Annotated in this window: 8 protein-coding genes; 6 read left to right on the top strand and 2 right to left on the bottom strand. The window is 72.6% G+C overall.

All coding sequences use genetic code 11. The annotated features are described in order from the left end of the window. Positions 1 to 123 precede the first annotated feature (123 nt). Positions 124 to 1,428 (top strand): sensor histidine kinase, encoded by a 1,305-nt coding sequence (locus tag NON19_RS32415; protein ID WP_255932857.1) that lies wholly within the window; start codon positions 124 to 126, stop codon positions 1,426 to 1,428. A gap of 292 nt (positions 1,429 to 1,720) precedes the next feature. On the opposite strand, the gene NON19_RS32410 is transcribed toward NON19_RS32415, so the two are convergent. After that, complete coding sequence (locus NON19_RS32410; protein WP_255932858.1) at positions 1,721 to 2,179, bottom strand: SUKH-3 domain-containing protein; 459 nt, start codon at positions 2,177 to 2,179, stop codon at positions 1,721 to 1,723. Positions 2,180 to 2,427: 248 nt separating this feature from the next. Further along, positions 2,428 to 2,973 (bottom strand): YwqJ-related putative deaminase, encoded by a 546-nt coding sequence (locus NON19_RS32405; protein ID WP_372514375.1) that lies wholly within the window; start codon positions 2,971 to 2,973, stop codon positions 2,428 to 2,430. Positions 2,974 to 3,274: 301 nt separating this feature from the next. Between NON19_RS32405 and NON19_RS32400 the strand changes: the two genes are divergently transcribed. The 5 genes from NON19_RS32400 (at position 3,275) to NON19_RS32380 (ending at position 11,662) form a co-directional block, all read left to right on the top strand. Further along, the gene (locus NON19_RS32400; RefSeq protein WP_255932855.1) at positions 3,275 to 4,327 is read left to right on the top strand and encodes an SMI1/KNR4 family protein; all 1,053 of its coding nucleotides are present in this window, start codon (positions 3,275 to 3,277) and stop codon (positions 4,325 to 4,327) included. A gap of 9 nt (positions 4,328 to 4,336) precedes the next feature. Then, on the top strand, positions 4,337 to 6,799 hold the full coding sequence (locus NON19_RS32395; RefSeq protein ID WP_255932854.1) for an SUKH-4 family immunity protein: 2,463 nt from the start codon (positions 4,337 to 4,339) through the stop codon (positions 6,797 to 6,799). Positions 6,800 to 7,071: 272 nt separating this feature from the next. After that, positions 7,072 to 7,965, top strand: a complete 894-nt coding sequence (locus NON19_RS32390; protein ID WP_255932853.1) for a coiled-coil domain-containing protein — start codon at positions 7,072 to 7,074, stop codon at positions 7,963 to 7,965. Between the two features lie 299 nt (positions 7,966 to 8,264). Next, complete coding sequence (locus tag NON19_RS32385; RefSeq protein WP_255932852.1) at positions 8,265 to 9,089, top strand: ABC transporter ATP-binding protein; 825 nt, start codon at positions 8,265 to 8,267, stop codon at positions 9,087 to 9,089. Beyond that, positions 9,086 to 11,662 (top strand): ABC transporter permease, encoded by a 2,577-nt coding sequence (locus NON19_RS32380; RefSeq protein WP_255932851.1) that lies wholly within the window; start codon positions 9,086 to 9,088, stop codon positions 11,660 to 11,662. The genes NON19_RS32385 and NON19_RS32380 overlap by 4 nt, the downstream gene beginning before the upstream one ends. Positions 11,663 to 11,705 lie beyond the last annotated feature (43 nt).

Genomic DNA, 11,705 nt, shown 5'->3' with positions numbered 1-11,705 from the left:
TTCCATGGGGGCGGTCGGGTGGGTGGCGAAAACGCGGGGTCCGCTCGGGCAGGCGGAGGCCGACGGAGCATGGGTGGGCGGGAGCCCGGATGGTTGTCGGGGCGGGCCTTTAGGCTGACAGGTATGACGATGACGGGGGGCACGGAACAGGAGGGCGCGCCGAGCGGCGGTGCGCCCGGGGGTGGGCGGTGGTGGTGGGCCAGGCGGCGCAGCCTGGCCCTGGACGCGTCGCTGGCTGTGGTGTCCGCGCTGGAGTGTGCGGCGGAGGGGGTCTCGTTCGCGCGCGGTAGCGGGATTCCGCTGGCGCTTGGGGTGGCTTTCGGGCTCCTGGTCGGGGCGACGCTGCTGGTGCGGCGGCGCTGGCCGATCGCGGTGGTGCTGATCGCGCTGGCGGTCACTCCGGCGCAGATGGGCCTGGTGCTGGGGGTGGTCAGCCTCTACACGCTGGCGGCCTCCGATGTGCCGCGGCGGATCATATCGGCGCTGGCCACGATGACGGCGGCCGGAACGCTGATCGTGGCGTTCGTGCAGATGCACCACGATGTGGTGCGGCACGGCAGCAGTGAGGCGGCCAAGTGGGCCGCGGTGGCGATCACCGTGCTGGTGGCGGTCGGTCTGACGGCGCCGCCGGTGCTGCTGGGGCTGTATGTGGGGGCGCGGCGGCGGCTGGTGGAGACGCTGCGGGAGCGGGCCGACGGTCTGGAGCGGGAGCTGTCGCTGCTCGCGGAGAAGGCGGGGGAGCGGGCCGAGCGGGCCCGGATCGAGGAGCGCACCCGGATCGCCCGGGAGATGCACGATGTGGTCGCGCACCGGGTGAGCTTGATGGTGGTGCACGCCTCGGCGTTGCGGTCGGTGGTGCGGGAGGATCCGGAGCGGGCGGTGGGCAGCGCGGAGTTGCTCGGTGACATGGGCCGCCAGGCGTTGAACGAACTGCGGCAGATGCTGGGTGTGCTGCGCACCGAGTCGGGCGCGGCCGTCTCGCAGCGCCCGGTGGAGCCGGTGGTGCGGCCGGTAGCGGCGGTGGAGGCGGACGGGGACGGGCCGTGTCTGGCGCAGCTCGGGGTGCTGGTGGAGCAGTCGCGGGCGGCCGGTATGGCGGTGTCGCTGTCGGAGGAGGGCGACCGGCGGCCGTTGTCGCGGCCGGTGGAGCAGACCGCGTACCGGGTGGTGCAGGAGGCGCTGACCAATGTGCACAAGCACGCGCCGGGCGCCAGCACGCTGGTGCGGGTGGCGTACCGGGCGCAGGAGATAGCGGTCCTGGTGGAGAACGGCCCGCCGGACGGCCAGCCGTCGGCCCGGCTGCCCAGTGGCGGTAACGGGCTGGTCGGCATGAAGGAGCGGGTGTCCGCGCTGGGTGGGGGTTTCGTCGCCGGTCCCCGGCCCTCCGGCGGGTTCCGGGTCTCGGCGGTGATCCCGGCCCGGCTGTGAGCGGGCGCCTCCGGTGCGTATCTGTTTGGGCTGTTGCCGTCGATGACCGCCGGGCCGCGTTGTCGTGGTTGCTCGCCGTCGCGGCGGGTCTTCTTCTGGGGGCGAGCCCCCAGGCCCCGGTGGCGGCGAAGAGCCCACCACTTCGACGCGCGCGAAGCTCCTGGAAGCTTGGGGCCTTTTGGTTCTGTGGGGCTTTGCCCCCACAGAAGCCCCGCCGCGACGGCGAGAACCACGACGGTGCAGACCGGCGGTCTACGACGCGCCGCAACCCACGAAGCCCGCGCCCCCGTGCTTACCCGCTGACCGACAGCCGAATCGGCCGCACCCCCGTGACCAGGGTGACCAGCGCCTGGTCGAACGTCTCGCCGACGTACCAGTCCCCGGTGTGGTCGACGGCGTACACCCGCCCGTGCGCGTCGATCGCCAGATGTGCCTGCCCGTCGGCCTCGGCGCCCAGCGGGCACACCTCGGTGCCCAGCGCACGCCCGAGGTCGGCGAAGGTTCGGGCCAGGTGCACTGCGCGCAGCGGGTCGACGACCAGCCCGGTCGGCGCGATCTCGCGGCCCTTGCCCTTCTGCGGCGGGATCGCCAGGGCGCCGAACTCCGCCCATGCCTCGACGGCTGCCGGGAAGACGGCGTGCTGGTGGCCGCCGGGGGAGACGTACGCCCGTAGTTCGTCGGCCCATGTCTCGGCCTGCTTTATGTCCCAGCGGCTCGGCTGCCAACCGGCCGCCCGCAGGGCGGCATCCACGCTGTCGGGGAAGCGGGCGGCGGCCTTGTCCGGGGAGCCCGCGCTCTGCCCGCCATCGCCCTCGAACGAGGTGCTTCGCACCACTGTCACGCCCTCCCGTCGCCCGCCACCACCCTCGAACGAGTTGCTTCGCACCACTGTCACGCCCTCCCGTCGCCCGCCACCACCCTCAAACGAGTTGCTTCGCAACCCTGTCACGCCCTCCCGTCGCCCGCCGCCACCCTCAAACGAGTTGCTTCGCAACACTGTCACGTCCTTTCCGTGGTGGGGTCGACCGCGCGTACCCCGAAGTGGGCGAGTAGTGGTGCGCAGGTGCGGCATGGCGGGGCGTAGGCGCCGTGCTCCGGGTCGCCGGCCTCGCGGATCCGGCGGGCGGTCAGCTTGCTGTGTTTGAGGGCCTTGCGGGCCTCGCCGTGGCTGAGCGGTTTGCGGGCGGCGCGTCCGCTGCGCTTGTCGGCCAGCGCGGTCAGGAAGCGGGAGAGCAGTACCGGTTCCGGACAGCGTCCCGCGGTGCGGGTGCGTTGCGCGACGGGCAGTCCGGCGAGGAACGCGGCGACCAGCGGGTGGAGTTCGGGTGGGGTGTCGCCCTTGGCGCCGGTGCAGGTCAGGGTTTCGCCGCGGACGGACAGGGCGGCGGCGACGGCGGGGAGGATGCCGTCGCGCCGGTGCCGCAGCACCGGCGGCGGACCGAGCGGGCGGGTGCCCGCACCGCCGCTGTTGCTCCAGGTCAGCCGCGGGTCCACGGTTATCGTCTCCACCGCCGCACCGGTTCGCGCTTGTTGCGTTGTTTGCAAGATCGTGCTTCCCTCCCGTGCATCCCCCGTTGAGAGTGCCAGCCTGCCAAATGTGCCTGTTGGTACGGAAGGCGAGCGTAAATACGGGAGATTCGTCACGCGACGGTGACGAGAATGTGGGGATCGTGGCCGGAATGTGACGGATTTGGGGCCCAACCTGTCGTAACGCTCCCTCAACCCCCATACATCGGCGCGCCGTTGGCCAGTGGTTCGTGGCGAGCGGTGGAGGCAGCGGGTCCGGGGTGTTGCCACACCCCATAGGCTGTGCCCCAAGTGACAGATCCATCAGGGGGCATCCACCATGACGACTGGTCGGCTCGGGGCGACGGCAGCCCCGCCGAACGCTGCCTACGCCGGGCAGGTCGTGCACTTCCCGGACCCGATCCGGGCCGCCCGCTACCCGCAGGGCGTCCGTGTGGACGAACACGGCTATCCGGACTTCTCGCCGTATGCGCGGGCCGCAGCCGAGATCGCCGATCCTCCGGAGGGCTTCGGCGTCGACGAACTGCGACTCACCGACTACGTGTCGGCGAACGCCGCCCTGTTCCACTCGGGCCACGAGCTGTTCACCGGCGAGTCGCCCACCGCCGTCGACGCGGACCGCAGCGCCCTTCCGGTGTCCCCGGTGGCCACCCCGACCGGCTGGACCTGGCACCACGTCGCGGGCAGCCGCCGGATGGAGCTGATCCCCGTCGAGGTCAAGGCGCTGCTGCGGCACCACGGTGGGCTGGCCACGGCCGCCGCCGACCAGGACAAGCGCGGCACCCGCCCGCTGCAGGAGACCCGGCCCGTGCACTTCGCGGTCTCCGATGAGCCGGAGGAGGAAGGCGGCGAGTCGGTGTTCGCCGCGGTCAGCGAACAGCGGCTGCGGGAGGTCGAGGAGGACCTCGGCTACCGGCTGCCGGGTCCCTACCGCGGTTTCCTGAAGGCGTCGGGCGGCCGCCCGGTGGTCGGTGTCGCGCTCGATCCGGAACTCGGGCTGCTGATCGACCAGCCGTTCTTCGCGGTACGCGACGAGGCGGCCACCGACGACCTGCGGTACGCCAACAAGTGCCTGCGCGACCACCTCACCAAGGACTACCTGGGCATCGGCTATGTGCAGGGCGGGTTGTTGGCGGTGAAGGTCAAGGGCGAGCGGATCGGCACGGTGTGGTTCTGCCCGTACGACGACGCGCGCGACACCAACGACGGCTGGGACTCGCCGCAGCAGCGCGTCGGTTCGCTACTGCTGCCGTGCGGCGATGATTTCGACGCCTTCCTGCTGCGACTCGCGGGCAATCCGCCGGAGTTGGAGACGGTGGCGAACCTGATGGTGGACGGCGGCTTCGCCCGGGCCGTCCCGGTGGAGGAGTGAGTCGGCCCGGTGATTACTTTCACGCAGGCGCGGGAGCGCGCCGAGGCCTGGGTCAACGGTGACGTTCCGGCGTACGAGCGCCGGGAGGTACGGGTCCGGGAGTTCGACCTGGGCTATGTTGTCTGGGCGGAGGACCGCGAGGACGGGCCGACGTCCGACGGCGCCAGGTCCCGGCTGGTCATAGCCCGCGAGGACGGCCGCACCACGCTGTGGCCCGCGCTGCCGGTGGACGAGGTGATCCGCAGTTACGAGCTGGCGTACGGGGCCCCGCGGCACCCCGAGCCGGAGGCGGCGGTCGAGCCGCCCAAGCGGCAGGACCTGGAGGCGACCTCGTTCCTGCTGAGCCCACCGCAGTGGCTGCAGGACGCGGCCGACAAGCTGGGCATCCCGGACAACCGGCGCGCCTCCGGCAAGGCCGCCGAGGGCAACTCCGACGCGGCCGAGGCGAGTTCGGCCCCGAAGGCCTCGCCCGACCAGGGCTCCACGGCGACCGGCTCGACCCCCACCCCGCCGCCCGCCGCCCCTGCGGCGGCCACTCCCTGGGCGGACGCCAACGCCGACTCGGACGCCTCGGTGGCGTCCGCCTCCGTCGCACCGCCCGCCACGGTGCTGGCACCGCCGGTCAGCGGCTCGGACGTGCCGGATGCCTCGCCGGGCGCCCGCGCGGAGGCCAAGACCGAACTGCTGCCCAGTGGCAGCGCGTTGCCGCCCACCCGGGTGGCGCCCGCCGTCGACGCACCGGTCAGCGGCGGCCCGGCCGCGCCCGAGCCGCCGTCGGTCCCGAGCACCCCGCCGCCGGGGCGGAACGCCCCGGGCCTGGGGCACCTGCCGCCGCCCACCGGTCCGTCGGTGCACGCCACACCGCCGCCCGGCTGGCTCTCCGCGGTCGACATCGCGGACGCCGAGACGTCCAAGGCGATGCCGCCGCGCGCTCACACCCCGCCGCTGGTCGCGCCGAAGGCGCCGGATGCGTCCACGCCGCCGCCCGCGGCGCCGGGCGGCTACGTCGCGACCCAGTTGGTGCCGTCACTGGACGCCGACGGCCCGACGCCGCCGCCCACCCCGGGCGCGCCGGGTACGCCCGCAGGTCCTCCTACGCCGCCGGGCGTACCGGGTACGCCTCCCGGTCCCCGCACGCCGCCGGGCACGCCGGGTACGCCGCCGCCCGCGGCGCATGCCGCCGCCACCGTGCTGGCCAGCCCGTCGGACCTGCCGGGCGGCCCCGCCGGTCGCGGCACCCCGCCGCCTCCGCCCCCGCCGCCGCCCGCGACGGGCGCCCCCGGCCGGGGCGCGGCCACCCCGCCGCCCCCGCCGCCGGGCCCGGCCACACCGCCCCCGGCGCACGCGGCGGCGACAATGCTCGCCACCCCCCAGGGCGGCCCCGGCATGCCTCCGCCCCCGCCGCCCGGGGCGATACCGGGCACCCCCGGTACGCCGCCGCCCGGTGCTCCCGGCGGCTACGGATTCCCGCAGCCGCCGCAGGGCGTGCCGGTGGTCGGCCCCGGCTACATGGCCGTACTGCGCTACCGGGCGAGCGACGGTTCCGAGCAGCAGCTCATCCGCCGCTCCGCGCCCGGCACGCCGCATCCGGAGTGGCAGATACTGCACGAGCTGCGGGCGTTGAACGTGCCGCCGCAGCAAGTGCTGGAACTGCACACCGAGTTGGAGTCGTGTGATCTGCCGGGCGGCTACTGTGCGCGGATGATCCGCGAGACCTGGCCGCAGGTGCGGATCAGCCACACCGCGCCGTACGGCCGTGACCACGCCTCGCGCCAGCAGGGCGTACAGCATCTGCTCACCCACCAGGGGGAGTTGGCGCAGGTCGCGGACGGCCCGGCGCGCCCGCGCCCGCAGCGCGTACCGCTGCCCAACCCGCAGCAGGTGCAGCGCGTCGCGCCGATTCCGCTGCAGGCCATCGGGCAGGAGCTGGCGCAGACGTTCGGCCCGCAAGGCGTGTTCCGGTTCGACCAGCGGGCGGTGGCCCGCCAGGGCGTGCCCGACATCGTCGCGCAGACGCTGGTGTGGGCCGGTCTGCCGACCGACTTCGGGCCGTTCTTCTGGGCGCAGGCGCAGCCCGGCCGCCCGGTGCCGACGCTTGCCGAGGTCGCCGCCGAGCGCGGTGTTCCGGCGGCGCCGGACGCGGCGTCGTACCTGGTGATGGGGAACGACTTCGGTCGGCAGTTGTGCGTGCAGTACGGGACGGCGCACATCATGGCGGTGCCGCTGGAGGCGGTTGCGGGGGCGCAGTCCAGCCCCGCCCAGTTCGTCAACACCAGCCTGCCGGACTTCGCCCGCTGCCTCGCTCTGCTGGGCGGTATGTGGCGGCTGCGGCTGGGGCTCACGCCGGACCAGGCGGGCCGTTGGACGGTCGACTTCCAGTCCCAGCTGGCCGCGCTGGACCCCGCGGCGCTGGCCTCGCCGGACAACTGGTGGTCGGTGCTGCTTGAACAGATGTGGGACGGGCTGCTGTAGCGGTCCGCCGAGGACTGGGCGAACGGGCGCGCCCCGCCGGGACCGGCGGGGCGCGCCGCTGTGTTCGGCGTGTGGCGTCCGTCACGTTGCGGCGCGGAGCGGAGGGTGGCGCGCTGGGGCGCGATACCGCGACCCAGCGATGAGGCGTCTCGGGCGCGTCGTGACGCAAGCTGGGTAGGGGGTCAGCGGAGTGTTGCGGCATGATTATTTCGCCCAAATCATGAAAGATAGGGCGGGTTACAGGAGACAAGGGGCTGAGCATGGTGATGTCGATGACCCCCGAAGGCTTCACTACCGCCTCCCGGGGCCGCGGCTACCGGGTCGAGCAGGTTGACGCCTTCCTCGCCGCCCTGTCCGCGGAGCGCGACGCGGCGTGGGAGCGCGCCGCCCGCCTGACCGTCCTGGCCAACGAGATGGACGCCGAGGCCAGCGGCCTGAGAGCGGCCCTGGACGCACTCGGACCGGTGACGTACGAGGCCCTGGGCGCGGGTGCGCAGCGGCTGCTGAGAATGGTCGAGGAAGAGACCGCGGAGGTAAGGGAGCGGGCGCAGGCCGAGGCCGAGCGCTCGATGCGGATGGCCGAACAGGTCGCCAGGGAGCTGCGGGAACAGGCGCAGGCCGAGGCCCGGCAGCGCCGCGGCGCCGCCGACGAGGCCGCCGAGGGCGTACGCGCCGCGGCCGAGAAGTACGCCGCCGACGTACGCGGCGCGGCCGAACAGGAGGCCGCCCGCATCCGCCAGGAGGCCGAGCGCGCCCTGGAGGGCGTACGGCAGGACGTCGCGCGGACCGTCGCCGAGCAGGAGAAGGAGCAGCGGCAGCGGCTGGCGGAGTTCGAAAGCCAGCTCGCCGAGCGCGAGGCGGCGGTGGACAGCCGTCTGACCGACCTCGCCGACCGTGCGGAGCGGTTGCTCGCGGACGCGCAGCACGCGCACGCCGAGGCGGAGGAGACGGCCGCCCGCCTCCAGGCCGACGCGGAGTCCGAGGCCGCGGCGATCGCGGCCCAGGCGCACGCCATGGCCGAACGCGTCGCCCGGGACAGCGAACGGGAGTTGCGCGAGCACGAGATCCACTGCGAGGAGATCCGCTCACATCTGGCCCATGTGCGCACCAGCCTGTCCACACTCACCGGCCGACCGCTGCCCGACCAGACCACCGACCGCCCGTAGCACCGAAGTCCACCGCCGCGGCCCCCGGTTCGCCGGGGGCCGCGGCGTTCGTATGGCGCGGTGCCCCCTAGGGGATGCCCTGTCCTCCCTCATACCCCCGGTTCGTCCCGGGGGAGGAGGAGCGGGGCCGTACCGCTGCCTAGCCTGAAATGGCACCGCTGCCGTACCGATGGCGAACCGCGGCTCAAGGGTGGGGAAAACCCCATCCCGAACCGGAGTCCTGCCCCATCGCGTCGGACACCCCCCGTCGGCGACGCTGAACACACCGCTTGATCCCACGACATTTCAGGAGAAACCACGTGACCACGGCTGTAGCACTTCCCCGGGCGGGCGGCAGCGGAGGGCGCACGGCCGTCGCCGCGAGGGCCCGGCAGGTGACCAAGGCGTACGGCACCGGGGAGACCAGGGTCGTCGCGCTCGACGCGGTCGATGTCGACATCGCCCGCGGCCAGTTCACCGCGATCATGGGGCCGTCCGGTTCCGGCAAGTCGACGCTGATGCACTGCCTCGCCGGACTGGACTCGCTCACCTCCGGCCGCATATGGATAGGCGAGACGGAGATCAGCAAGCTGAAGGACAAGCAGCTCACCCGGCTGCGCCGCGACCAAGTCGGCTTCATCTTCCAGGCGTTCAACCTGCTGCCCACGCTGAACGCGCTGGAGAACATCACGCTGCCGATGGACATCGCGGGCCGCAAGCCCGACCAGCAGTGGCTGGATACGGTCGTGCGGACCGTGGGCCTGGGCGCGCGGCTCAAGCACCGGCCGAGCCAACTGTCCGGCGGCCAGCAGCAACGCGTGGCGGTGGCCCGGGCGCTCGCCGCCCAGCCCGAGATCATCTTCGGTGACGAGCCGACCGGAAACCTCGACTCGCGCGCCGGTGCCGAAGTCCTGGGCTTCCTGCGCCGCTCGGTGGACGACCTCGGTCAGACCATCGTGATGGTCACCCACGATCCGATGGCCGCCTCGTACGCCGACCGTGTGCTGTACCTGGCGGACGGCCGGATCGTGGACGACATGGCCAACCCCACCGCCGAGTTGGTCTTCGAGCGCATGCTGCAGTTCTCCGGAGACGACCCCCGGACCCCCGACGAGCACGTCGAAGCGCGCGGGAGGACCTCGTGACCGTCCTGAAGACCTCGCTGCGCAACTTCCTCGCGCACAAGGGCCGGATGGCGCTGTCCGCCGTGGCGGTCCTGCTCTCCGTGGCGTTCGTCTGCGGCACGCTGGTGTTCACCGACACCGTCAACGCCACCTTCGACAAGCTCTTCGCCACCACCTCCGCCGACATCACCGTCAAACCCAAGGACGCGGGCAACAGCGACAACAACGCCGGTTCGCCGCCGTCCACCCTGCCCGCCGCCACCGTTGGCACGATCGCCGCCGAGCCGGGCGTGAAGAACGCGCTGGGCGTCGCCTCGTCCACCCAGGTCACCCTGGTCGACCCGAGGACCAACAAGAACATCGGCCCGACCTCCGGCGCCCCCACCATCGCCTCCAACTGGACGGTGACCCCCAACGCCGCGCTCAAGCTCACCTCAGGACGGGCGCCGCAGGGTCCCAGCCAGGCACTGCTGGACGCCGACACCGCCAACAAGGCACACCTGGGCATCGGCGACGAGGTCAAGGTGATGTCCGCGTACGGCACCTTCACCCAGAAGATCACCGGCATCGCCACCTTCCAGACCACCAACCCCGGTGCGGCGATGGTGTTCCTGGACACCCCCACCGCACAGCGTGAACTCCTCGGCCACAGCGGCGTGTTCAGCTCCGTCGAGGCGTATGGCGACGGCAGCCGGACCAACGACCAGCTCAAGGCGCGGGCGATGACCGCGCTGGGCGGCGGCTACCAGGTGCAGACCAAGGCCGAGGCGGCGGCGGAGAACAAGTCGTCCGTCGGCAGCTTCCTCAACGTGATGAAGGACAGCATGCTCGGCTTCGCCGGGATCGCCGTGCTGGTCGGCATCTTCCTGATCGTCAACACCTTCTCCATGCTGGTCGCCCAACGCACCAGGGAGATCGGCCTGATGCGGGCCATCGGCGCCAGCCGCAGGCAGGTCAACCGCTCGGTGCTGGTGGAGGCGGTACTGCTCGGGGTGCTCGGCTCCGCGCTCGGTATCGCGGGCGGCATCGGCATCGCGGTGGGCCTGATGCGGTTGATGAACGGCATGGGCATGCACCTGGACACCAGCGAGCTGACCGTCAAGTGGTCAACTCCCGTTGCGGGTGCGGTCATCGGTGTCCTGGTCACGCTCGTGTCGGCCTATCTGCCCGCCCGGCGGGCCGCGAAGATCTCCCCGATGGCCGCGCTGCGCGACGCGGGCGGCGGCCAGGAGGCGGGCAGGTCCACCGTGCCGCGGTCGGTGATCGGCCTGCTGCTCACCGGTGCCGGTGCGGCGTCGCTGGTGGCCGCGGGGGCGGCGAAGGCCGCCGGGACCGGCAGCGTGTACCTGGCCTTCGGCGTGCTGCTCACCCTGGTCGGCTTCATCGTGATCGGCCCGCTGCTGGCGGCCGGGGTGGTACGGGTGCTGGGCACGGTCACGCTGCGGCCGTTCGGCCCGGTCGGCCGCATGGCGCAGCGCAACGCGCTGCGGAACCCGCGTCGTACCGGTGCCACCGCCGCCGCGCTGATGATCGGGCTCGCGCTCGTCTCGGGACTGTCGGTGGTGGGTTCCTCGATGGTGGCCTCGGCGGACGAGCAGATCGACAAGTCGGTCGGCGCGGACTTCATCATCTCCACCGACTCCGGCGCGTTCACGCCCGATGTCGTCAAGGCGGTCAAGGGCACGGCGGGCCTCGGACACGTCACCGAGTACAAGGACCTGCCGGTGGTGCTGACGCTGCCGGACGGTACCAAGGCCAAGAAGCCGTTGTCCGCCACCGACCCGACGTACGCCGACGACCTGCGGGTGCCGGTGGTCTCCGGCCAGGTCAAGGACGCGTACACCGAGGGCGGCATGACGGTCGGCGAGACGTTCGCCCACGACCACGGGCTGAAGCTGGGCTCCACCCTGACCGCGGCGTTCCCCGGCGGTCGCACCGCCCAGCTCCGGATCGACGCGGTGACCTCGAAGAACACCTCGTTCGACCAGGGTGCGATGTACGTGGGGTTGGACACGGTACGGCGGTACGTGCCGCGGGAGCTGGTGCCGCAGGACGTGATGCTGTTCGCCACGGCGGCCGACCACAAGAACCCGCAGTCCGCGTATGACGGGCTCAAGGCGGCCGTGCGGGACTTCCCGCAGGTTCAGGTGCGCGACCAGGCCGACTACAAGAAGCTGCTGCGGGACCAGCTGGGCCAACTGCTCAACCTGGTCTACGGGCTGGTGGGGCTGGCGATCATCGTCGCGGTGCTGGGGGTGGTGAACACCCTCGCCCTGTCGGTGGTCGAGCGGACCCGGGAGATCGGCCTGATGCGGGCGATCGGGCTCTCCCGCCGCCAGCTGCGGCGGATGATCCGCCTGGAGTCCGTCGTCATCGCCCTGTTCGGCGCGGTGATCGGCCTCGGCCTGGGCATGGGTTGGGGTACGGCGGCCCAGAAGCTGCTGGCCCTGCGGGGGCTGGGCACGCTGGCGATCCCGTGGTCCACGATCGTCACGGTCTTCGTCGGCGCGGCGGTGGTGGGCCTCCTGGCCGCCCTGGCCCCAGCGTTCCGCGCTTCGCGCATGAACGTCCTCTCAGCGATCGCGACGGACTGACGTCCGCAACGCGCTTCGTTCGCCGGTGCGCGGGGCGCGTTGC

Source organism: Streptantibioticus rubrisoli (assembly GCF_024436055.1).
Taxonomy (GTDB): domain Bacteria; phylum Actinomycetota; class Actinomycetes; order Streptomycetales; family Streptomycetaceae; genus Streptantibioticus_A; species Streptantibioticus_A rubrisoli.
Note: the sequence above shows the minus strand (reverse complement) of the source record. Positions and strands in the feature narration are given on the sequence as shown.